Origin of the sequence: Massilia sp. BKSP1R2A-1, assembly GCF_050586525.1 — a bacterium.
In the GTDB taxonomy this organism is placed as follows: domain Bacteria; phylum Pseudomonadota; class Gammaproteobacteria; order Burkholderiales; family Burkholderiaceae_D; genus Telluria.
Genome location: NZ_JBOBRE010000005.1, coordinates 181,882 through 202,468, shown reverse-complemented (window position 1 = coordinate 202,468; position 20,587 = coordinate 181,882). Strand labels below are relative to the sequence as shown.

At 67.0% G+C, this 20,587-nt stretch carries 22 protein-coding genes; 10 read left to right on the top strand and 12 right to left on the bottom strand.

Going from position 1 to position 20,587, the window contains the following annotated elements:
• Nucleotides 1-119 precede the first annotated feature (119 nt).
• Nucleotides 120-1,022 carry a protein phosphatase 2C domain-containing protein gene (locus tag ACQ7JA_RS10060; RefSeq protein ID WP_430897151.1) on the bottom strand — a complete coding sequence of 301 codons (903 nt, stop codon included), beginning with the start codon at nucleotides 1,020-1,022 and terminating at the stop codon, nucleotides 120-122.
• Between the two features lie 295 nt (nucleotides 1,023-1,317).
• On the opposite strand from ACQ7JA_RS10060, the gene ACQ7JA_RS10055 reads away from it, so the two are divergent.
• Nucleotides 1,318-2,853 carry a hypothetical protein gene (locus ACQ7JA_RS10055; RefSeq protein WP_430897149.1) on the top strand — a complete coding sequence of 512 codons (1,536 nt, stop codon included), beginning with the start codon at nucleotides 1,318-1,320 and terminating at the stop codon, nucleotides 2,851-2,853.
• 101 nt (nucleotides 2,854-2,954) lie between these two features.
• The gene (locus tag ACQ7JA_RS10050) at nucleotides 2,955-3,233 is read left to right on the top strand and encodes a hypothetical protein (RefSeq protein ID WP_258829911.1); all 279 of its coding nucleotides are present in this window, start codon (nucleotides 2,955-2,957) and stop codon (nucleotides 3,231-3,233) included.
• A 12-nt stretch (nucleotides 3,234-3,245) separates the two neighbouring features.
• On the opposite strand, the gene ACQ7JA_RS10045 is transcribed toward ACQ7JA_RS10050, so the two are convergent.
• Nucleotides 3,246-4,412 (bottom strand): tyrosine-type recombinase/integrase, encoded by a 1,167-nt coding sequence (locus ACQ7JA_RS10045; protein ID WP_430897147.1) that lies wholly within the window; start codon nucleotides 4,410-4,412, stop codon nucleotides 3,246-3,248.
• Nucleotides 4,413-4,519: 107 nt separating this feature from the next.
• Between ACQ7JA_RS10045 and ACQ7JA_RS10040 the strand changes: the two genes are divergently transcribed.
• Together ACQ7JA_RS10040 and ACQ7JA_RS10035 are read left to right on the top strand one after the other, a co-directional pair.
• Nucleotides 4,520-4,963, top strand: coding sequence for a DUF411 domain-containing protein (locus tag ACQ7JA_RS10040; protein WP_430897145.1), 444 nt, complete (start codon nucleotides 4,520-4,522; stop codon nucleotides 4,961-4,963).
• A gap of 74 nt (nucleotides 4,964-5,037) precedes the next feature.
• Complete coding sequence (locus tag ACQ7JA_RS10035) at nucleotides 5,038-5,382, top strand: hypothetical protein (protein ID WP_430897143.1); 345 nt, start codon at nucleotides 5,038-5,040, stop codon at nucleotides 5,380-5,382.
• A gap of 3 nt (nucleotides 5,383-5,385) precedes the next feature.
• Here the strand turns inward: ACQ7JA_RS10035 and ACQ7JA_RS10030 are convergent, their stop codons facing one another.
• Nucleotides 5,386-5,886: a pyridoxamine 5'-phosphate oxidase family protein gene (locus ACQ7JA_RS10030; protein WP_430897141.1), complete on the bottom strand. Its 501-nt coding sequence runs from the start codon at nucleotides 5,884-5,886 to the stop codon at nucleotides 5,386-5,388.
• A 159-nt stretch (nucleotides 5,887-6,045) separates the two neighbouring features.
• Between ACQ7JA_RS10030 and nadB the strand changes: the two genes are divergently transcribed.
• From nadB to ACQ7JA_RS10010, 4 genes are read left to right on the top strand one after another with little or no spacing between them, the layout of a single operon-like run.
• Nucleotides 6,046-7,674 carry an L-aspartate oxidase gene (nadB, locus tag ACQ7JA_RS10025; RefSeq protein ID WP_430897139.1) on the top strand — a complete coding sequence of 543 codons (1,629 nt, stop codon included), beginning with the start codon at nucleotides 6,046-6,048 and terminating at the stop codon, nucleotides 7,672-7,674.
• Nucleotides 7,675-7,714: 40 nt separating this feature from the next.
• Nucleotides 7,715-8,614, top strand: coding sequence for a DMT family transporter (locus ACQ7JA_RS10020; protein WP_430897137.1), 900 nt, complete (start codon nucleotides 7,715-7,717; stop codon nucleotides 8,612-8,614).
• Nucleotides 8,615-8,666: 52 nt separating this feature from the next.
• Nucleotides 8,667-9,560, top strand: coding sequence for an NAD-dependent protein deacetylase (locus ACQ7JA_RS10015; protein WP_430897135.1), 894 nt, complete (start codon nucleotides 8,667-8,669; stop codon nucleotides 9,558-9,560).
• Nucleotides 9,557-10,600 (top strand): alpha/beta fold hydrolase, encoded by a 1,044-nt coding sequence (locus ACQ7JA_RS10010; RefSeq protein WP_430897133.1) that lies wholly within the window; start codon nucleotides 9,557-9,559, stop codon nucleotides 10,598-10,600. Before ACQ7JA_RS10015 ends, ACQ7JA_RS10010 begins: the two co-directional genes overlap by 4 nt.
• A gap of 115 nt (nucleotides 10,601-10,715) precedes the next feature.
• Here the strand turns inward: ACQ7JA_RS10010 and ACQ7JA_RS10005 are convergent, their stop codons facing one another.
• The 9 genes from ACQ7JA_RS10005 to queE form a co-directional block, all read right to left on the bottom strand.
• A complete protein-coding gene (locus ACQ7JA_RS10005; protein ID WP_430897131.1) occupies nucleotides 10,716-11,039 on the bottom strand; it encodes a hypothetical protein in 324 nt (107 codons plus the stop codon).
• Nucleotides 11,036-11,917, bottom strand: coding sequence for a carboxylating nicotinate-nucleotide diphosphorylase (gene nadC / locus ACQ7JA_RS10000; RefSeq protein WP_430897129.1), 882 nt, complete (start codon nucleotides 11,915-11,917; stop codon nucleotides 11,036-11,038). Before nadC ends, ACQ7JA_RS10005 begins: the two co-directional genes overlap by 4 nt.
• On the bottom strand, nucleotides 11,914-13,074 hold the full coding sequence (gene nadA / locus ACQ7JA_RS09995; RefSeq protein WP_430897127.1) for a quinolinate synthase NadA: 1,161 nt from the start codon (nucleotides 13,072-13,074) through the stop codon (nucleotides 11,914-11,916). The genes nadC and nadA overlap by 4 nt, the downstream gene beginning before the upstream one ends.
• A 16-nt stretch (nucleotides 13,075-13,090) precedes the next feature.
• A complete protein-coding gene (locus ACQ7JA_RS09990; protein ID WP_430897125.1) occupies nucleotides 13,091-14,692 on the bottom strand; it encodes an ABC-F family ATPase in 1,602 nt (533 codons plus the stop codon).
• Nucleotides 14,693-14,767: 75 nt separating this feature from the next.
• Nucleotides 14,768-15,709 carry a muramoyltetrapeptide carboxypeptidase gene (ldcA, locus tag ACQ7JA_RS09985; protein ID WP_430897123.1) on the bottom strand — a complete coding sequence of 314 codons (942 nt, stop codon included), beginning with the start codon at nucleotides 15,707-15,709 and terminating at the stop codon, nucleotides 14,768-14,770.
• Nucleotides 15,706-16,632 (bottom strand): alpha/beta fold hydrolase, encoded by a 927-nt coding sequence (locus ACQ7JA_RS09980; protein ID WP_430897121.1) that lies wholly within the window; start codon nucleotides 16,630-16,632, stop codon nucleotides 15,706-15,708. The genes ldcA and ACQ7JA_RS09980 overlap by 4 nt, the downstream gene beginning before the upstream one ends.
• Before the next feature lie 118 nt (nucleotides 16,633-16,750).
• Complete coding sequence (tadA, locus tag ACQ7JA_RS09975) at nucleotides 16,751-17,287, bottom strand: tRNA adenosine(34) deaminase TadA (protein WP_430897119.1); 537 nt, start codon at nucleotides 17,285-17,287, stop codon at nucleotides 16,751-16,753.
• Complete coding sequence (gene queD / locus ACQ7JA_RS09970) at nucleotides 17,280-17,726, bottom strand: 6-carboxytetrahydropterin synthase QueD (protein WP_258829925.1); 447 nt, start codon at nucleotides 17,724-17,726, stop codon at nucleotides 17,280-17,282. The genes tadA and queD overlap by 8 nt, the downstream gene beginning before the upstream one ends.
• Before the next feature lie 13 nt (nucleotides 17,727-17,739).
• Complete coding sequence (queE, locus tag ACQ7JA_RS09965) at nucleotides 17,740-18,375, bottom strand: 7-carboxy-7-deazaguanine synthase (protein ID WP_430897116.1); 636 nt, start codon at nucleotides 18,373-18,375, stop codon at nucleotides 17,740-17,742.
• 145 nt (nucleotides 18,376-18,520) lie between these two features.
• On the opposite strand from queE, the gene ACQ7JA_RS09960 reads away from it, so the two are divergent.
• Together ACQ7JA_RS09960 and ACQ7JA_RS09955 are read left to right on the top strand one after the other, a co-directional pair.
• Nucleotides 18,521-19,456 (top strand): sensor histidine kinase, encoded by a 936-nt coding sequence (locus ACQ7JA_RS09960; protein ID WP_430897114.1) that lies wholly within the window; start codon nucleotides 18,521-18,523, stop codon nucleotides 19,454-19,456.
• 166 nt (nucleotides 19,457-19,622) lie between these two features.
• Nucleotides 19,623-20,585 carry a sensor domain-containing diguanylate cyclase gene (locus ACQ7JA_RS09955; RefSeq protein WP_430897412.1) on the top strand — a complete coding sequence of 321 codons (963 nt, stop codon included), beginning with the start codon at nucleotides 19,623-19,625 and terminating at the stop codon, nucleotides 20,583-20,585.
• Nucleotides 20,586-20,587 lie beyond the last annotated feature (2 nt).

Below are 20,587 nucleotides of genomic sequence, written 5' to 3'. Positions count from 1 at the left end.
AAAAGGAGAAGATGCCGGCTAATTGAGCGCGAATTCGATGAATTTGAGATATTGACGTTCTATACAGCCGCGTCGCCTCTTACTTAAGATTGTTGTTAGATCACAACGAGTCGCGCGGATCACGCTCCTGCCTCTCCCGAATGGCAGGGCTGGGCACGCCTGGCCGGATGCCAAAGCACGGCCGAAGCGTCATCGGCTGCTTTCACCACAGCCGCCGTGGCGCGCGTCGCGGTTTCATGGTTGCGCAGCTGCGCGAGTGCTGCCTGCAGGCCGTCCTCCATGCACAGGCTGAACAGACTGCCCGGAGTATGGAGGCCATAGGTATCGACCAGCCGGTAGAAGCCGTCGCTCATGACGAGGATGGCCGAGCCTGCGGGAGCATCGACCGTTGCGGTACGGGCGCCGAAGGCGCCGTTCGGGCGCAGGCACAGGGAATTGCTGTTCGGCGCCGTATTCTGCAGGACACGGCGCGCGCGCAGCATGGGCAGGAGCCGGGAGAAACGGGTGGCCGGATCCTGGACGCCTTCCGCCTTGAGCCGGGCGACTTCGGTGCGCACGATCGCTTCCTGCGGGTTCACGAAAGGATCGAGGTCGCGTACAGCGCCATCGGGGGTGCGCATCAGGATCGTGCAGTCGCCAAGGGAGTACAGCGCCAGCCGGTGGCCGTCGCCCGTCTCGCGCGCCCGCACCCAGGAAAGTGCGGCGATCGGCCACGCGTAATCGGGGACGTCGCGCTCTCCGCCCAGCTCCTGGAATCGTGCGTACACGGGCTCGATGGCCTTGCGGACGGCGTCGTGCTGGGAAAGTCCTTCGTGCATGACAGATTCCAAAGCGGAGGCAAACTGGCGGACGAACCAGCAAACGTCGCCGCGGACCGGATCGATGTAGTCACGATCGGCCACCGACGTGGCGCCGTCGATCACAAGCAGTTCGTGTCCGTGACGCGATTCGGTGGCGATCGCCAGGTCCTCGTTCCGGGCTGGGCGAGCCCCTGAGGATACCGCTTCGAGATGCATGTTCATGTCATGGTGCCGCAGTTATACGGAAGAAGCGTCGACTGGACCATCATACCTATCGGCGCACAATGGACGAACTCGACATTATATATGCTAATGTCGAGTGAAAAATGGTACTCGTATTCTATCTCGGCGATATTTATGGATGGAACATGCTATGCATTAAGTCTTCTTTCACTTGCCCAGTTGGCAAGATAGAATCTCGACCGTTCCCCCATTACCGAAAGGATCGGATGCGACGCTCGCGCCGGGCGCGCGGGCCGCGCGGCCCGCTCCCCTGCGGCGGCGTCCTCGTCATCGCATGCAGCGCTTTCTCCCTGCCACGCCCCATGGGCGACTTGCCCTCTTCCTCGTCTTCCTCTGGTTCGCCGCCCTCGCCCTCACCCGGCCTTCCAAGAGCGGCGACTTCCAGGAGTATGCCCTGATGACGATCGCCCTCGCCAACCATGCGAGCCCGGACATCCGCCCTGAAGACATCACGGTCTCCGAACGTCTTTCCCCCGAGATCGGCTTCGTCGAAATCCACCGCCAGCTGCGCGCCGGCATGGCGCGTGGCGACAAATGGCCCTTCCCCGGCTTCGTGGGCAGCGAGCGCGGCGGGCATTACGCGATCCACTTCCTCGCCTATTCCGCACTGGCGGTGATCCCCTTCAAGATCCTGGATGGCCTAGGCGCCCCGCCCTTCAAGGCCTTCCAGTTCGTGAACATGGCGGCGCTGACGATCCTGGTGCTGGCCCTGTACCGCTTCAGCCGCTCGGTCAGGCGCACGGTGTTCGCCACCCTGCTGTTCCTCCTGTCCGGCGGCCTGCTGTATTCGAACTGGTGCAGTCCCGAATTCATGACCGCCAGCGCGCTGCTGGCCGCGCTGGTCTACACGATCCTGGGCCGCCCCTATGTCGCCGCCGTGCTGGCCGGTGTCGCGGCGATGCAGAATCCGCCGCTGGTGTTCTTCTCGGTGTTCGCACCCCTGATCCGCATCGCCTATGTCCGCGCCGACGAAGGTCTCGCCTGGCCGGCGGCGATCCGCCGTGTCCTCACGCGCCACACCGTGTTCGCCTCGATCCTGCAGGCGGGCCTGGCTGCGCTGCCGGCTGCGTATAACTATCATGTGTGGGGTGTGCCGAGCATCATCGCGGTGCTGTCGACCTACCCGCCCTTCATCACGCCCACGCGCCTGGTCTCCTTCTACTTCGACCTCAACCAGGGCATGATCGTGGCCTTCCCGGTGGTGATGCTGCTGGTCCTGGTCCAGCTCTTCGCCCCTGGCAGACGGCGCTGGCTGCCGCACACCCTGCTCGCCCTGCTGTTCAGCCTCGCGCTGGCGATTCCCTCGCTGTCGACCGTCAACTGGAACTCGGGCGCCTCGGGCGTGATGCGCTATGCCTTCTGGGGCGCGATGCCCCTGCTCTACCTGGCGCTCGGCTGGATGCAGCGCGTGCCGCGCTGGCCGCTCGCGCTGCTGCTGGCCATGCTGCTGGTCCAGGCGGGCATGGTCAAGTATGCGCGCAGCTATCACCACGAAAAGCTCGGCCGGGTGCCGCTCTTCGTGCTGCACCACTTCCCTGCCCTCTACGAACCCGAACCGGAGATCTTCTTCGAGCGGATCACGGGACAGGATGGCTCCATGCATCCGGACCGGGTCGTGGCCTATCCGGACCTGCGCCATCCGAAGAAGATCCTGTTCAACGTGGACAGCGCGGCGGCGCATGCGGCGCTGTGCGGACCGGGCGGACGGGTGGCGCCGGGCGACGCGCACGTCCATCCGCTCGGTTGGCGCTACATCGCCGGTGCGCCGGTCTGCGCAGTCGGCACGCCGGTCTCGTCGAAGGCGCCCTGAGCCGCTGCCAAGGGCGCGCACGGCTGGCGACCGGCCGTTTGCGCGCGCGGCCCGCTGGGGGTAAAAATGCACATGCGAACTGATCACTCGAAAGGATGAGCATGGGCATTACCGTAAAGAACACGACTCCGGACACGACCAGGGTCATGCTGGTCGGCGAAATGATGGATGGCAGCTTCGACGCGAAGGTGATGGCCGAGACCGACGTGCCCTACACGAAGTACTGGGACAATGAGCTGGAGCAGCGCATCGTCTACCTGCATCCGGACCCGGAGCAGCTCCAGGCCATCGTCGCCGCCCTGAACGAGCGCCGCCTGTCGCTGGACGACCTACAGAACTTCGGCGGCTCGGACGGCGGCAACTCCGAACTGCCGATCTGAATCGGGCCCGCGTCAGGGCAGCAGGCCGGCGCCCGAGCCGACGATTTCGTCGTGCCGTTCGTGATCGCGCTTGTGCAGGTAGGCCGCGGTGGTGGCGATGTTCGCGTGGCCGGCCGTGTCCTGCAGGGTCTTGAGCTGGACCCCGCTGTTGGCGTGGTTGGTCAGCATGCTGTGGCGTAGCCAGTGGGTCGAGGCCTGGCGCAGGCTGGCGGCGCTGTCGCCATCGCCGAGGCTTGCGGCGTGGTCGGCCGCCGCCATGAACACCGCCTTCAGCGCTTCGGATGCCGCTTCGTCCGTGATGGCTACCTGCTCCTCCCTGCGGCTCGAGAGCACCAGCGGGGTGCGGTCGGCGCGGCTGCTTTGCGGCAGCAGGCCGAAGGCCTGGCGATAGCTGCGGAAGGCGTCCAGCATGCCGGGCGGTACCGGCAGGCGGCGCGGTTTGGCGCCCTTGCCGATCACGTCCAGCCACCAGCGGCCGTCGCCCTCGCTGTAGATGGCGCCCATGTGCGCGCCGACGATTTCGTTCAGGCGCGCACCGGTCTGGGCGAATGCGATCAGGAGGAACCGGTCGCGCTCGCGCCGGCGGACCGCCGCCGGCGTGTCGGCCGCCCGCTTCGACACCGCCTCGATGGCGTACCCGATGGCTTGCGGCGTCAGGTAGCGCGTGATGCGGCTGGTGTGCGGCGCACGGACGTTGCGCACCAGGCGCGCCAGGTTGCGGCGCAGGTAGCCGGTCTGTTCCGCGTAGCCGAGCAGGCCCTTCACGGCGATCATGGCCTGGCGCCGGCTCGCGTCCGACAGCGGCCCCGAGAACGGCCGGTAGCGCGGATCGTTGCGCGGCCACTTGGTGGCGCAGATCCAGTCGGGCGGCGGATTGCGGATGAATTCCCTGTAGGCGTGCAGGTCGGCCAGCGTCAGCTGCTGGAAGGTCTTCTTCGCCTCCTCGCGGCACCAGGTCAGGAAGCGGTACAGCTCCTTCTGGGTGTTGGCCATCGAGCGCGGACTGAGTTCGCCTTGGCCGATGTACTCGCGCGCGAGTTCCGCGTCGCTCTGCGCGCTCGTGACCGGCTCGTCGCCGATCGGCCGGTAGACGCCGGCGCCGCGCACGCTGGCAGCGGCACGGTCGCCGCCTTCATCCCTGGCGGGCGGGTCGAGGTCGATGGGAAGGAAGGTCGGCATGGATTCGCGCTACTGTGTTTTTGTACAGTATAGCAGTCCGATTTGCCTCTTACCAAGCGCTTCGCGCTATAGTGGCGCCGCATACGACCTTCCTCTCTGGAGCCACCATGTCCCGACAACTGCTTTCCCGCTTCGCCCTCGCCTGCCTGCTCGGCCTGCCCTTCGCCGCCGGCGCCGCCAACCCGGTGATCGAGGTCTACAAGACCGCCACCTGCGGCTGCTGCAAGCAGTGGATCAAGCACCTGGAAGCGAACGGCTTCAAGGTCAAGGCGCAGGACGTCGCAAATACGGCCGACTACCGGACCAAATTCGGCATCCCGGCCGACTACGGTTCCTGCCATACGGCCCGCGTGGGCGGCTACGCCGTCGAGGGTCACGTCCCTGCGAGCGACATCAAGCGCCTGCTGGCGGAAAAACCGCAGGCGCGCGGCCTGGCGGTGCCGGGCATGCCGATGGGCTCCCCGGGGATGGAGGGCCCGCGCAGCGATCCCTACGACGTGCTGCTCGTGAAAGAAGGCGGCAAGGCCGAGGTGTACCGGCAGGTGCGCTGAGCACCCGGCCGAGGCGCGCGCGCCAATGTGCGCCGCTGCCCGATAATCGGGGGAAGCGAACTTCAGGAGGCTTCATGAACAACCCGAACCAGAACGACCCGTCGACGACGCTCGGCGTGGGCGGCGTCACCAGCGGCCAGGAAGGCGCGAGCCCGACCCGCGAAACCCAGCAGGAAACCGGCGGCAGCGGCGGCGACGGCCTCACCCGCAACCAGGCCGGCGAAACGACGAATGCGCCGAGCGGGGCCCCGGGTCGAGCGCATGCGGAAGCGCCGGACAGCGCCATGACCCATGCCGGGCGCGGCCCGCAGGACACGCGTCCCAACCAGGCCGACCCGAACGCCCGGACGGGCACGGGGCTCGGCACGCCGGAGACCGGCGGCAACCAGGATGCGTCCGACCTGCCGCCGCCGCGCTAAGACTTACATGCGGATGGTGCCGTGCTCGGCGTCGACATCCGGGGTCGAGCCGGTGACGGCCGCTTTCGCCATCGCGAACAGCCGCACCATCTTGCTGTCGTTCGAATCCCAGTACTCGGCGGCGTGCGGCATCACCCGCACCAGGACCACGTGCTCGTCTTCCGGGCCGGCCGGGAACCAGGCCTGCACCATGGGGTTCCACAGGGCCTTGATCTGGTTGCGGTCAACCACGCGCTCGGCCTGGCCGCTCACCGACACATAGGTGCTGTCGTCGCTGTCGGCGAAGCTGACGTTGACCTCAGGCTCGTGGGCGATGTTTTCCCACAGCCCGGTGGTGCTGCTGGTGTAGAACCACAGGCCGCCCTCCTGGTCGACCTGCTGGTTGGTCATCGGCTGGCTGACCAGGTGGCCGTTGGCGTCACGGGTGGTGAACATGGCGAAGCGCATCGAGCCGATCTTGTCGGATAAGGCGGCGGCGTGGTCGCGGTTGTAGGTGCTGGACATGGCTTTCCTCGTTGTTGAGTCAAGCACCGATGGTGCAGCCGCACACCATGCACGTCGGTGCGCCGCCGTACATTGACCAGGCTCTGTCCCTGGGGGCTTCCCCGGCGGGCAAGGGCAACATCGGCTATAGTGATGCCTCTGTACAAAATTGACATGCACATGAAATTTGACGTCGCTATTGTCGGCAGCGGTCTGGCCGGCCTGTCGGTGGCCCTGCACCTGGCGCAGACGCGCACGGTTGCGATCATCTCGAAACGCGAGCTGCTCGACGGCGCGAGCAACTGGGCCCAGGGCGGCATCGCCGCGGTGCTCGATTCCGGTGACAGCCACGACCAGCACATCGCCGACACCCTGGTCGCGGGCGCCGGCCTGTGCGATGAGGCGGCCACCCGCTACATCGTCGAGAACGGCCGCGCGGCGATCGAATGGCTGATCGAACAGGGCGTGCCGTTTACCCGCGACGCCTCGGCTGAGCTGGGCTTTCACCTGACCCGCGAGGGCGGCCACAGCCAGCGCCGCATCATCCACGCCGCCGACGCCACCGGCCACGCAGTGCAGGTCACGCTGGAACAGAAGGTGCGCGCGCACCCGAACATCACCCTGTTCGAACACCACTGCGCGATCGACGTCATCACGTCCGACAAGCTCACCGGCAAGGCCGTGCATGGCGGCGCCCCGCACATGGTGGGCCAGCCGCGCTGCTACGGCCTGTACGTGCAGGACGAACGCAACGGCAAGGTGCTCACCTTCGAGGCCGAGCACACCGTGCTCGCCACCGGCGGCGCCGGCAAGGTGTACCTGTACACGACGAACCCCGACACCGCCACCGGCGACGGCATCGCCATGGCCTGGCGCGCCGGCTGCCGGGTGTCGAACATGGAGTTCATCCAGTTCCACCCGACCTGCCTCTACCACCCGTATGCGAAATCCTTCCTGATCACCGAAGCGATCCGCGGCGAAGGCGGCCTGTTGAAGCTCCCGCCGGAAGCCGGCCCGGCCGCCGGCACGCGCTTCATGCTGGCCCACGACGAGCGCGGCGAACTGGCCCCGCGCGACGTGGTCGCCCGCGCCATCGACTTCGAGATGAAGAAGCGCGGCCTGGACTACGTCCACCTCGACATCAGCCACCAGGACCCGGAATTCCTGAAGGAGCACTTCCCGACCATCCATGCGCGCTGCCTGGAGCTGGGCATCGACATCACGCAGCAGCCGATCCCCGTGGTGCCGGCCGTGCACTTCACCTGCGGCGGCATCGTCACCGACCTGACGGGCCGCACCGACATCCCGGGACTGTACGCCGTCGGCGAAACGGCCTGCACGGGCCTGCACGGCGCCAACCGCCTGGCCAGCAATTCGCTGCTGGAATGTGTCGTGATCGGCCGCGCCTGCGCCCACCAGATCGCGGCCGCGCCGAAGATCGAGAACCCCTTGCTGCCGCCCTGGGACGAGAGCCGCGTCACCAATGCCGACGAAGAGGTCGTCATCGCCCACAACTGGGACGAGCTGCGCCGCTTCATGTGGAACTACGTCGGCATCGTGCGCACCACCAAGCGCCTCGAGCGCGCCCAGCACCGCATCAAGCTGCTCAAGGAAGAGATCGACGAGTACTATCGCAACTTCCGCATCACGCCCGACCTGCTGGAACTGCGCAACCTGGTCGAAGTCGCGTCCCTGATCGTGAACAGCGCCCTGTCGCGCCACGAGAGCCGCGGCCTGCATTATTCGCGCGACTTCCCCGATACGCTGCCCAAGGCGCTGCCGAGCGTCCTGACGCCGGAACGCCGCTGATTCCCCGATGCCGGCCCCTCACCGGGCCGGCCGTTCCGCAATGAACCGCCCCGCCCTCACCCCATCCACCGTCTTCCTGCTGACCGTTCCGCCCGTGCTCTGGGCCGGCAACGCCATCGTCGGCCGGCTGGTGCGCGACGCGGTGCCGCCGATGACGCTCAACCTGATCCGCTGGGTGATCGCGCTCGCCGTGCTGGTGCCGCTCGGACGCGCCATGTTCAGGGAAGGCAGCGGCGTGCTCGCCAACTGGCGGCGCTACGCCATGCTCGGCCTGCTGAGCGTGGGTCTCTACAATTCGCTGCAATACCTGGCCCTGCAAAGCTCGACGCCCATCAACGTGACCCTGGTCGCCTCCGGTGTGCCCGTATGGATGCTGCTGGTCGGGCGCCTGTTCTATGGGGTTCCCGTCAAGCGCAAGCAGATCGTCGGCGCGCTGCTGTCCATCCTCGGGGTGCTGGTGGTGCTGTGCCGCGGCGACGTGCACCAGCTGCTCGGCCTGCGCCTGGTAGTCGGCGACCTCTACATGATCCTGGCGACGATTGCCTGGTCCTTCTACAGCTGGATGCTGATGCAGCAGAAGGACGTGCCCGGCCTGCGGGCCGACTGGGCGGCCTTCCTGCTGGCCCAGGTGGGCTACGGCGTGCTGTGGTCGAGCGTGCTGGCCGGCGGCGAATGGGCGCTGCGCGACGTCCATATCGACTGGAGCTGGTCGCTGGGGGCAGCCCTGCTGTACGTCGCCATCGGCCCGGCCATCCTGGCCATGCGCTGCTGGGGCGCCGGCGTGCAGCGCGCGGGCCCCAGCAGCGGCGCCTTCTTCATCAACCTCACGCCCCTGTTCACCGCGCTGCTGTCGTCCGCCTTCCTGGGCGAGGCGCCGCATCTCTACCACGTGCTGGCCTTCGGCATGATCGTCGGCGGCATCGCCGTTTCCGCGCGCTAGGCGATTCGAAGCGTGTGTCGGCCCCGGGCCGGCGATGATACGATCCCGGCAAATGGAAACACAAGCGACATACCAGGACCCGGCGCAGGCATTGGCGGTCTTCCTCGAGCAGCATCCACATGCGCTGGTGCTGACCGGGGCGGGCCTGTCGACGGCGTCGGGAATTCCGGACTACCGTGACCGGGACGGAACCCGGCGCGGCCGGGCGCCCATCCAGGGGCCGGAGTTCCGGCGTTCGGTGGACATCCAGCGGCGCTATTGGGCGCGCAGCATGGTCGGCTATCCGATCATGGCCGGCGCTGCGCCCAACGCCGGGCACCGTGCCCTGGCGGCCCTGGGGAAACATGGCCGCTTCGCCCATCTCCTGACCCAGAACGTGGACGGCTTGCACCAGGCGGCCGGCAGCCAGGATGTGCTGGAGTTGCACGGAAACGTACACGGCGTGGTCTGCATGCACTGCAAGGAGCGCTTCCCCCGCGCCTTCATCCAGACCCTGCTGGAGGAAGCCAATCCCGAACTGGCCAATGCCCTGGCGGCGCCCTTGCCCGATGGCGACGCGGCGATCGAGCCGGACGCGATCGTCGACTTTCACCTGCCCAGCTGTATCCAATGCGGCGGCGCGCTCTCGCCGGATGTCGTATTCTTTGGAGACGGCATCCCGCCGGCGCGCACGGCCGCGGCGCTGGCGCGCATGGAAGCGGCCGACGCCCTGCTGGTGGTGGGCTCGTCGCTGATGGTGTATTCGGGCTTCCGCTTCTGCCGCATGGCGGCCGAGAAGGGAAAGCCGATCGCGGCGGTCAACCTGGGCCGCACCCGTGCCGACGACATGATCGCACTCAAAATAGAAGAGTCGGCCGAGCGGCTGCTGCCGCGGGTCGCCGGCCTGCTCCACGCGGAGGAGCCGGAGGAGTCGCACATTCAACTCGACCACAGGGGGATTTTGTGAGCAAGCGCAGCACCTCGACCGCCATATCCACCGCGTCGCCCGGCCTGAAGGCGGGCGCACTCCTCGCCGGCCTCGGCCTGGCGGCTTCATTCTTCTATGTCCGTGCGAAGACCCGCCAGGCGGAACACGAGCATCCGCCGCAGGGCAAGTTCGTCGAGGTGGATGGCGTGCGCCTGCACTACCTCGAACGCGGCAGCGGACCGGTGCTCGTGCTCCTGCACGGCAACGGGGTCTATACCGAGGATTTCGTGAGCAGCGGCCTGCTCGACCAGGCGGCCGGGCATTACCGCGTGATCGCCTTCGACCGGCCCGGCTTCGGCTATAGCGACCGTCCCCGCACGACGATCTGGACGCCGGACAAGCAGGCCGCGCTGCTGCACAAGGCGCTGGAGCAGATCGGGGTCGAATCGGCCATCGTGCTCGGCCATTCCTGGGGCACGATGGTCGCACTGGCCATGGGCCTGCAGCAGCCGGACGTCGTGCGCGGCCTCGTACTGCTGTCGGGTTACTACTATCCGAGCGCGCGGCTCGACGCCGTGGCGATCTCGCCGCCGGCCGTGCCGGTGATCGGCGATGTGATGCGCTACACCGTCTCGCCCCTGATCTCTCGCCTGATGTGGCCGGGATTGACGAAGAAGGTATTCTCTCCGCGTCGCGTGGACGAGCGTTTCGACCGCTTCCCGGTCTGGATGGCCCTGCGGCCGAAGCAGTTGCGCGCCAGCGCGGCGGAAAGCGCGCTCATGGTGCCGGCGGCGATCTCGCTGTCGAGACGGTATGCGGAACTGAAGGTGCCTGTGGTGATCCTGGCCGGGACGCAGGACAAGATCGTCGACTGCGGGCACAACTCGGAGCGGCTGCACGAGCGTCTTCCGAACAGCCGGCTCGAGCTCGCGCCGGGTGTCGGGCACATGACGCACTACGCACATCCGGACAAGGTGATGGCGGCGATCGACGAGATCGCCAGCCAGGTGGGAGAGCCGCTGCACCCGCGCACCCCGGAAGCGGAGGCGCTGGCGAGGGCCAGCGAAAGCGGCGTCTGAAAGAATGTCGTAGGGTGGTCGGCTTCGCCGACCGCGCGTTCAACTCCCGGACGCATGGTAGCAGCGCACGCCGGAGCTGAACGCGTGGGCGAAGGATCGCCCACCCTGCAGGGGTTTAGCCCTTGATCACGTACTTGATCACGATCCCGGCGGTCAGCGCGACGAAGATCACCAGCGACAGGCCGCCGTGCAGCATCGGCGTGCCGATCGACACCTGGGACGTGCGCGGGTCGAGTTCCATGCGCATGGCCTTGCCGAACATGACCGGCCGCAGGAAGCCGCGCACGCCGACCAGCACCATGCCGATGCCGAAGCACAGGTCGGCCGTGTTGTTGGTCTGCAGGCCGTTGGACAGCGTCGGCAGGCCGAGCACCAGCCCGAAGAGCAGCCACAGGATGCGCGCGCCCGTGGCGATACGGACCCGGTTCCAGTCCATCATGCCGCCGCTCCCGTGATGCGCAGCGAATAGTCGGTTGCGCGCACGTCCTTGGTCAGGCTGCCGATCGAGATGCGGTCGACGCCCGTTTCGGCGATCGCGCGCACCGTGTCCATGTTGATGCCGCCCGAGGCTTCGAGCAGCGCGCGGCCCGCGTTGACGCGGACGGCTTCACGCATCATGTCGAGATTGAAGTTGTCGAGCAGGACCGACTTGACGCCGGCGGCCAGCGCTTCCTCGAGCTGGGCGATGGTCTCGACTTCGATCTGCACCGGCGCGCCCGAATCCAGCGCCTCGGCCGCCTGCAGGGCTTTGGTGACGCCGCCGGCCGCTGCGATGTGGTTTTCCTTGATCAGGATGCCGTCGTACAGCGCCATGCGCTGGTTCTTGCCGCCGCCGACGCGCACCGCGTACTTCTGCGCCTGGCGCAGGCCCGGGATGGTCTTGCGGGTGTCGAGGATGGCCGCCTGGGTACCCTGGATGACGTCGACGTACTTGCGGGTGCTGGTTGCCACGCCCGAGAGCAGCTGCATGAAGTTCAGTGCCGCGCGCTCGGCCGTCAGCAGCGAACGGGGATTCGCAACGATGGTGCAGACGACGGAATCGGCGGTCATGACATCGCCTTCGGCATACTGCCAGTCGATCTCGATGTCCGGGTCGACCGCCAGCATCACGCCTTCGAACCAGGGCGCGCCGCACAGGACGGCCTGTTCGCGCACGATGACGCGGGCGTTCACACGGGTATCGTTCGGGACCAGCATGCCGGTGAGGTCGCCGGTGCCGACGTCTTCCAGCAGCGCGGCGAGGATGTTGGCTTCGAAAGCCGACTGCAGCTTCTCGTCGAAGTTGTCGATAGCGTGGGGATTGCGCAGGGTCGTCATGCGGGGCCTACTCCATTGAACAGCGTCGTGTTCTGCTCGAGCGCGCCGCTCGGCAGTGCTTGCGCCTTCTTGGCGGCGGCAAAATCGAGCATGCGGTCGATCGCGCGCTTGGCCTGGCGGCCGATCTCGGGGTCGACGTGGACTTCGTTGGCGCCGGTTTCCACGCTGTTTTCCAATGCGTCGGCCAGGTTCTTCAGGCCGTTCATGGCCATCCACGGGCAGTGGGCGCAGCTCTTGCAGGTGGCGCTGTTGCCGGCGGTCGGCGCTTCGATGAAGTGCTTGCCCGGGGCCGCGGCGCGCATCTTGTGCAGGATGCCGTTGTCGGTGGCGACGATGAAGGTGGTGGCCGGCAGGTTCACGGCCGCGTTGATCAGCTGGGTGGTCGAGCCGACCACGTCGGCCTGGGCCACGACGTTGCTCGGGGACTCCGGGTGCACCAGCACCTTCGCGTCCGGGTATTCGGCCTTCAGCAGGTCGAGCTCGATGCCCTTGAATTCGTCGTGCACCAGGCAGGAGCCCTGCCACAGCAGCATGTCGGCGCCGGTCTGCTTCTGGATGTAGGAGCCGAGGTGGCGGTCCGGGGCCCACAGGATCTTCTTGCCCTGCTCGTGCAGGTGCTTGACGATGTCCAGGCCGATCGACGAGGTCACCATCCAGTCGGCGCGCGCCTTCACGGCGGCGCTGGTGTTGGCGTAGACGACCACGGTGCGGTCCGGGTGCTGGTCGCAGAAGGCGGCGAATTCGTCGGCCGGGCAGCCCAGGTCCAGCGAGCAGGTCGCGTCCAGGTCCGGCATCAGGATGGTCTTTTCCGGGCTCAGGATCTTGGCCGATTCGCCCATGAAGCGCACGCCGGCCACGACCAGGGTCTGGGCCGGGTGGTCACGGCCGAAGCGCGCCATTTCCAGGGAATCCGAGACGCAGCCGCCGGTTTCCTCGGCCAGGTCCTGCAGCTCGCCGTCCACGTAGTAGTGGGCGACCAGCACGGCATTGCGCTCCTTGAGCAGGCGCTTGATGCGTTCCTTGAGTTCGACTTTTTCGGCGGCCGTCGGCGTGGCGGGCACGCGTGCCCAGGCTTCGGCGGTGGCGGGGTTGATGGTGCAGGCTTCGCCGACCTGGGGACGGTCGTATTCGTAGGTTTTGATGGGTGCGGTGATCATTGCGGAGTCTACAAAATCAGTCGATACCCTGGCTCTTCAGGTACTCTTCGTAGTTACCCTGGAAGTCGACGATCTCGTTCTCGCGGATCTCGAGGATGCGGGTCGCCAGGGAGGACACGAACTCGCGGTCGTGCGACACGAAGATCATGGTGCCGGCGTACTTGTCGAGGGCGATGTTGAGCGACTCGATCGATTCCATGTCCATGTGGTTGGTCGGTTCGTCGAGCAGCAGCACATTGTGACGGCCCAGCATCAGCTTGCCGTACATCATGCGGCCCTTCTCGCCGCCCGACAGCACCTTGACCGACTTCTTGACTTCGTCGCCGCCGAACAGCAGGCGGCCGAGGATCGAGCGCACGGCCTGGTCGTCGTCGCCTTCCTGGGTCCAGCGGCCCATCCAGTCGGTCAGGTTCTCTCCGCTCGCGAATTCCTCGGTCGGATCCTGCGGCATGTAGCCGACGTTCGCGTTCTCGGCCCACTTCACGCGGCCCTGGTCGGCGTCGAGACCCGTGATCTCCTGGCCGCCGATGCAGCGCAGCAGCGTGGTCTTGCCGGCGCCGTTGGCGCCGATGATCGCGATGCGCTCGCCCGCCTCGACCATGATCGAGAAGTTCTTGAACAGCTGGCGGTCGTAGGCTTTCGACAGGCCCTCGGTCTCCACCGCCAGGCGGTGCAGCTTCTTCTCGCCTTCGAAGCGGACGAAGGGATAGGCGCGCGAGGACGGCTTGAATTCCTCGATCTTGATCTTGTCGATCTGCTTGGCGCGCGAAGTCGCCTGGCGGGCCTTCGATTTGTTGGCCGAGAAGCGGCGCACGAAGTCCTGCAGTTCGGCGACCTTTTCCTTGGCCTTGGCATTGTTGGCCAGCTGCTGGTTGCGCGCCTGGGTCGAGGCCAGCATGTAGTCGTCGTAGTTGCCCGGGTAGACCTTCAGGGTGCCGTAGTCCATGTCGGCCACGTGGGTGCAGACCTGGTTCAGGAAGTGACGATCGTGCGAGATGATGATCATCGTCGAGTTGCGCTGGTTGAGGATGTCTTCCAGCCAGCGGATCGTGTTGATGTCCAGGTTGTTGGTCGGTTCGTCGAGCAGCAGGATGTCCGGATTCGAGAACAGGGCCTGGGCCAGCAGCACGCGCAGTTTCCAGCCCGGCGCCACGGCGCTCATCGGGCCCTGGTGCAGCTCGCTCGCGATGTCCAGGCCCAGCAGCAGTTCGCCGGCGCGCGCTTCGGCCGAGTAGCCGTCGTATTCGGCGACCTTGCCCTCCAGCTCGGCGGCTTTCATGTAGTCTTCGTCGGTCGCGTCCGGGTTCGCGTAGATCGCGTCGCGCTCGGAGATGGCGTTCCACAGCTCGGTGTGGCCCATCATGACGACGTCGAGCACGCGCACGTCCTCATACGCGAACTGGTCCTGGCGGAGCTTACCCAGGCGCTCGCCCGGGTCGAGGCTGACGTTGCCGGCCGACGGTTCCAGGTCGCCGCCGAGGATCTTCATGAAGGTCGACTTGCCGCAGCCGTTGGCGCCGATCAGGCCGTAACGGTTGCCTTCACCGAACTTGACGGAAATGTTCTCGAACAGCGGCTTGGCGCCGAATTGCATCGTGATATTGGCTGTACTGAGCACTGTGTAAACCCTAAAGCGTGGATGTTGGAATAACCGCGCATTTTACCACTGTGGGCAGGATGGCGGGACAGCGGCTCAGGCGCAGCGCTCGACGGCAGCATTCGCCCGGCGCAAGGTCGGGTAATCGGACAGCAGCAGGGTGAATCCCTCCCCGTCCGATTCCAGCCGTCCCTGGGCGCCGAAGGGGATGGTGACCCGCTTTGGTCCGTGGCCGAAGGTGAGGCCGGTCAGCACCCGCACGCGCAGGGTCTCGCGCAGGTGGTCCACCATGGCCTCGAAGTCATAGCCGTTGTCGTTCACGCCGAGGGTGTAACCGGAGAAATCGCCCAGGATGACGGCGCGCTGGCGTTCGAGCACGCCGGCCTGGTGCAGCTGCAGCAGCAGGCGCTCGACCCGGTAGGGATGTTCGGCGATGTCTTCCAGGTAGAGGATCCCGCCGTCGATGCACGGGAAGTACGGCGTACCCAGCAGCGAGACCACCATCGCCAGGTTGCCGCCCCAGACCCTGCCCCCCTCCTGCACGCGCGGGTTGCCGGGAGCGCACTCCGTGATGGTGTGTGTCGGCCCTGCGAGGCAGTTCCAGAAATTATCCAGCGTAAATTGCACCGGTTCACGGGCGCCGAAGTCGCCAGCCAGCATCGGTCCGGCATAGCTGAGCGCGCCGGTACGATGGAACAGCCCCATGTGCAGGGCGGTGATGTCGGAGAAGCCGACCAGCAGCTTGCCGCTGGCGGCGATCGCCTCGAAATCGACCTGCGGCAGCAGGCGCGTGACGCCGTAGCCGCCGCGCAGCGCCATGACGATCTGGACGTCGGGGTCGGCAACCGCCGCGTTCAGCTGGGCCAGGCGCCCGGCATCGGTGCCGCCGAAGCGCTGGTGGATGGCGTTGTGGTCGTAGTAGTTGCGGACCAGGCAGCCCTGGGCTTCGAGGCGGCCGACGGCGCGGTCGATGGCAGCCGGGTCGAGCGCCTGGCCGGCCGGGGCCACGATGGCAATACCGATTTGTTGGGTGATCACTGTTTGACGAAGAGCCTGGGTGTTGAGTCTGGCAACATCTTACCCCTGGCATGGGCGTCGATCAAGGCGAGCAGGCGTTCGGCCAGCTGGGGCGGCAGGTCGTGCCCCATGCCCTCGATGACCTCGAGCCTGGCGCCCGGAATGCGGCTGGCGGTGTCTTCGCCGCAGGCGAGCGGCACCAGCGGGTCGGCGGCGCCGTGGATGACGAGGGCGGGCGCGGTAATGGTGCGCAGGAGCGCGCAGCGGTCGCCCGAGGCCGCGATCGCCATCATCTGGCGCGCCACGCCGGATGGGCAATAACCGCGACGCACGGAACGGGCAACCCGCGTGCGCAGCACCCGCTCCGGTGTCGGATAGGCCGGGCTGCCGATGGCGCGCAGCACCTCGACCCCCTGATCGATGATGCTCTCGACATTGGCGGGATCGAGGGGGCGCCGGCTCAACAGCTTGCGCACTTTCTTCTCGGGCCCGGGCAGGCCGCGCCGGCAGGAGCTCGACATGATCGAGGTCAGGCTGAGGATGCGCTGCGGGTAACGGGCGGCCAGGATCTGGGCGATCATGCCGCCCATCGAGACGCCGACCACGTGGGCACGCGCCACGCCGAGGGCGGACAGGACGCCGATCGCGTCCTCGGCCATGTCATCGAGCCGGTAGGCGGCGCGCAGCGGCCAGCCGAGTTTGGATTTGATCCAGGCCAGGCCCAGGTTGGGAATGCCCGCCTGTTCGAACTTGGTCGACAGGCCGCAGTCGCGGTTGTCGAAGCGAATCACGTAAAAGCCGAGATCGACCAGGCCCTCGACGAATTCCTCGGGCCAGGCCGTGAGTTGCATGCCGAGGCCGTGCACCAGCAACAGCGGTACGGACTTGGGGTCGCCCGCGGTGTCGAAGGCGATGCGGATTCCGTTGGCGTTCAGCGTAGGCATAAATCGAGTGGACTACCGCGGTTCGGACGACATGGTTCACACGGCCGCAGACGCGGCGCGAAACCAGCATACCACTTTCGCCGGGGGCGGGGCGCTCAGGCGCGCGCCCCGTCGGGAATCAGGCCGTCGGCGCCGCGGTGTCCGGACCGGGAAGCTTGCGCGCCGCCGCGCGGCGCTCGGCGAAGAAGGCCTTGAGCAGGCCGCTTGCCTCCTCGGCCATCACGCCCCCGAGCACGCCGGTGTGGTGGTTGAGCCGGTCTTCCTCGAACAGGTTGACGACCGAGCCGCAGGCACCGGTCTTGGGGTCGGTGGCCGCATAGACGACCCGCGCCAGGCGGGCATGCATCATGGCCCCCGAGCACATGATGCAGGGTTCCAGGGTGACGTAGAGCTCGCAACCGGGCAGCCGGTAATTGCCGAGCTTTTCGGCGGCCGCGCGCAGGGCCGTTATTTCCGCGTGGGCGGTCGGGTCGTGGCGGCCGATCGGGCGGTTGTAGCCGGTGGCGATCACTTCGCCGTCCTTGACGACCACGGCGCCCACCGGCACTTCGCCTTCAAGCCAGGCCAGGCGCGCCTGCTCCAGGGCAAGCGCCATGAAGCGCTGTTCGGGCGACGGGGCGCCCTCGCGCTCGGTCTGGACCAGATCTTCAGGCATCGGTGATTTCGGCCCAGCAGTTCGGGGTTTCGTGCAGTACCAGCTTGTGCAAGCGCAGGCCGGTGCCGAAGCGGTCGGTGAACACGGTCTTCAGGATGCCGAAGGCGACGCGCGCCAGGTTCTCGACCGTGGGGATGCAGTCGATGACGACGGTCTTGTGACCGGGCAGCGAGGCCAGGAATTCACGCACCTTGTCATCCTTTTCGTAGACCAGGAAGGCGTGGTCCCACACGTCGATCAGATGTTCCTTGGCCAGGGTCTTCACGTCCGAGAAGTCCATGATCATGCCGTTGTCGGAATTTCCTTCAGCATCGATGACGTCGCCGGTCAGCGTGATTTCAAGGGTGTAGCGGTGGCCGTGCAGGTTGCGGCACTGGCTCTTGTGGTCGGGAATGCGGTGGCCGGCATCGAATTCCAGCTTGCGGGTAATGGTGAGCATCGGTGGTGGATCGTCAGGGAATCTGAAGCAGTTTGTGGGTCTGGAGGCTGAGCTTCCATTTCGGGTTGCGACGGCAGGTTTCGATCGCCAGGCGGGTGTTCCGGGCGGCCAGCGGCCCGTCCATCGGCTGCACGTAGAAGTGCTCGAAGTCGAGGTGCTCGTAGGCGGACAGGTCCTGGCCCAGCTGGGGAATCACGACCTTGATCTCGTTGCCCTTCGCGACCACCAGCTGGGAGCCCATCTTCGGGCTGACGCAGATCCAGTCCACGCCTTCCGGCACCGGCAGGGTGCCGTTGGTCTCGATGGCGATCGTGAAGCCGTGCGCATGCATCGCTGCGATCAGTGCGGCGTCGAGCTGCAGCAGCGGTTCGCCGCCGGTGAAGACGACGTACTTGCTGGCGGCGTGGGTCTCGGGCCAGAGGCTGTCGATCTCGCGCGCGAGGCTGTCGGCATCGCGGAACTTGCCGCCGCGCTCGCCGTCGGTGCCGACGAAATCGGTGTCGCAGAAGGTGCAGACGGCAGTGGCGCGGTCGCTTTCCCTGCCGGTCCACAGATTGCAGCCGGAAAAGCGGCAGAACACGGCCGGGCGCCCCGCATGGGCGCCTTCGCCCTGCAGGGTATAGAAGATCTCTTTGATGCTGTAAGTCACGGTAAACCTCTCGTCAACCTTTCATTATAGCGTGGCCCGGGCTGCTCGTGGTGCCGCGGCCATGCGTTGAGGATGAGCAACATTCCCTGTAGGACATAGGTGTACCTTCATACAGAATGTTCCTAACGCCAGTAAGAAGGACGCCATGAACAAATACAGCTCATTCCTAGCCCGCAGCGCCGCCCTGCTGTGCGTCACCCTGCCGGCGCATGCGGCCCTGCCCTTGCCCCTGCCCCTGCGTGGGGCAGCGCCGGAGCTGGCGGCCGCCACCGTGCTGACGCTGGCCGCGATCGGGACGGCGTTCCTGATGCAGCGGCGCAGCCATGCGGCGGAAGAGCGCGGCCGCTCACTCAAGCAGCAGCTGGAGGCGGAACGGTGCGCGCATGCCGAGGTCGAGGATGCCCTGGCCGGCAGCCACGAGGTGTTGTGCCGCCTGGTGCGCCAGCAGGAAGGCGTGCGCGATGCCGAGCGCAGCCGTATCGCGCGCGAGCTGCACGACGAGCTGGGCCACCGCCTGCTCTCGCTGCGGGCCGAGCTTTCGCTGCAGCAGCTGGCCTCGCGCGGCGCCTCTCCCGCCGCCTTCGAGCGCCTGGGCGTGGCGATCGCCAACCTCGATACGGCGATCCGCTCGGTGCGCGCCATCGTGTCCGGCATGCGTCCGATCGCACCCGGCCTCACCCTGCGCCAGGCGGCCGAGCGCCACCTGGCCGAGTTCGCCCGCCTGCACGGACTCGACTATCGCCTCGACCTCGGCGCCGAGCAGGACCAGGGCGGCCCCCGCGACCGCAAACTGGACGCCGTGCTGTTCCGCGCCCTGCAGGAATCGCTGTCGAACGTGGCCTGCCACGCCCAGGCCAGCTGCGTGCGCGTCACCCTGGTCGAAAGCGCGCGCGAACTCACCCTGACGGTCGAGGACGACGGCGTCGGCCTGGCCCAGCCGCTGCGCCAGGGCTGCGGCCTGGAGGGCATGCAGGAGCGCGCCGCGGCCTACGGCGGCACCGTGCGTCTCTCGGCGGGAAAGCATGGCGGCGCCGTGGTGAGGGTGTCGATGCCGACCCGGCCCGAACCCGCCCCCGCCTAGGGCACTTGGCCGGCATCCGACGCCGGAAAGAAGAATTGCTTAAAATCAATAAGTTCGTTCCTGCACGGTAGCAGAATCCTGTCCTGTTGGCAGCCAATTCGGCGGCCGGACCGGAATGCAGAGGACGACCATGTTCAAGACAGCAAGCCATAGCGCCGCGAGCGGCATGCCCTCCCCGAACGCCCTCATCAGCGATGGGGCCTTCGTCGGGCAGCTGATGGAATCGCTGTCGATCCCCGTCTTCGTGCTCGACCGCGAGGCCCGCGTCATGATCTGGAACCGCGCCTGCGAGCAGCTTACCGGCGTGCCGGCCATTGAAATCCTGGGCACCGCCGACCATTGGCGCAGCTTCTACGAGCACCGCCGCCCCACCCTCGCCGACCTGGTCCTGCAGAACCGCACCGACGACGTGCGCCAGATCCTGCCGCGCAGCGTCCCGCCCGGTTCGGGTTCCGGCCTGTGCATCGAAAGCTGGTTCGACATGCCGCGCGCCGGCCGGCGCCGCTACCTGGCGGCCGAAGCGACGCCGATCTACGATGCCGGAGGCGGCCTCTCCGCGGTGGTCGAGACGCTGCGCGACCTGACCGACGAAAAGATGGCCCAGGTGGCGCTGGAGCAGCTCGCCACCCGCGACGGCCTGACGGGCCTGGCCAACCGGCGCTGCTTCGACGACACCCTGCATGCGGAATGGGCGCGCGCCCTGCGCCAGCAGCAGCCGCTGTCCCTGCTCATGGTCGACGTCGACAATTTCAAGGCCTATAACGATGCCAACGGCCACCTGGGCGGCGACGAATGCCTCAAACGCATCGCCCGCGCCGTGGCCAGCGAGATGCGCGCCAACGACCTGGTCGCCCGCTACGGCGGCGAGGAATTCGCGGTGATCCTGCCGAACCAGTCGCTCAAGGGGGCGGCCATCGTCGCCGAGCGCATCCGCTGCCGGGTCGAACAGCTGCAACTGCCGTCCACCGCGCCGACCCGCCACGTGACGGTGTCGATCGGCGCCGCCACCGCGATCGCCGGTCCCGACAACAATGCGAGCCAGCTGGTCGCCACCGCCGACGCCGCCCTGTACCGCGCCAAGCACCTCGGCCGCAACCGCATCAGCCTGCCCCTGAGTGAAGCGGCGTGACT

Bases quoted from the DNA above. Each gene is read 5' to 3' on its own strand.
- ACQ7JA_RS10045 (WP_430897147.1), bottom strand. From the start codon at position 4,412: ATGCCGACCTTCCTTCCCATCGACCTCGACCCGCCCGCCAGGGATGAA.
- ACQ7JA_RS10055 (WP_430897149.1), top strand. From the start codon at position 1,318: ATGCAGCGCTTTCTCCCTGCCACGCCCCATGGGCGACTTGCCCTCTTC.
- nadC (WP_430897129.1), bottom strand. From the start codon at position 11,917: ATGACGACCCTGCGCAATCCCCACGCTATCGACAACTTCGACGAGAAG.
- ACQ7JA_RS10020 (WP_430897137.1), top strand. From the start codon at position 7,715: ATGAACCGCCCCGCCCTCACCCCATCCACCGTCTTCCTGCTGACCGTT.
- nadA (WP_430897127.1), bottom strand. From the start codon at position 13,074: ATGATCACCGCACCCATCAAAACCTACGAATACGACCGTCCCCAGGTC.
- ACQ7JA_RS10050 (WP_258829911.1), top strand. From the start codon at position 2,955: ATGGGCATTACCGTAAAGAACACGACTCCGGACACGACCAGGGTCATG.
- ACQ7JA_RS09960 (WP_430897114.1), top strand. From the start codon at position 18,521: ATGAACAAATACAGCTCATTCCTAGCCCGCAGCGCCGCCCTGCTGTGC.
- ACQ7JA_RS10005 (WP_430897131.1), bottom strand. From the start codon at position 11,039: ATGATGGACTGGAACCGGGTCCGTATCGCCACGGGCGCGCGCATCCTG.
- ACQ7JA_RS09955 (WP_430897412.1), top strand. From the start codon at position 19,623: ATGCCCTCCCCGAACGCCCTCATCAGCGATGGGGCCTTCGTCGGGCAG.
- queD (WP_258829925.1), bottom strand. From the start codon at position 17,726: ATGCTCACCATTACCCGCAAGCTGGAATTCGATGCCGGCCACCGCATT.
- ACQ7JA_RS10015 (WP_430897135.1), top strand. From the start codon at position 8,667: ATGGAAACACAAGCGACATACCAGGACCCGGCGCAGGCATTGGCGGTC.
- ACQ7JA_RS10030 (WP_430897141.1), bottom strand. From the start codon at position 5,886: ATGTCCAGCACCTACAACCGCGACCACGCCGCCGCCTTATCCGACAAG.
- tadA (WP_430897119.1), bottom strand. From the start codon at position 17,287: ATGCCTGAAGATCTGGTCCAGACCGAGCGCGAGGGCGCCCCGTCGCCC.
- ACQ7JA_RS09980 (WP_430897121.1), bottom strand. From the start codon at position 16,632: ATGCCTACGCTGAACGCCAACGGAATCCGCATCGCCTTCGACACCGCG.
- nadB (WP_430897139.1), top strand. From the start codon at position 6,046: ATGAAATTTGACGTCGCTATTGTCGGCAGCGGTCTGGCCGGCCTGTCG.
- ACQ7JA_RS10060 (WP_430897151.1), bottom strand. From the start codon at position 1,022: ATGAACATGCATCTCGAAGCGGTATCCTCAGGGGCTCGCCCAGCCCGG.
- ACQ7JA_RS10035 (WP_430897143.1), top strand. From the start codon at position 5,038: ATGAACAACCCGAACCAGAACGACCCGTCGACGACGCTCGGCGTGGGC.
- ACQ7JA_RS10040 (WP_430897145.1), top strand. From the start codon at position 4,520: ATGTCCCGACAACTGCTTTCCCGCTTCGCCCTCGCCTGCCTGCTCGGC.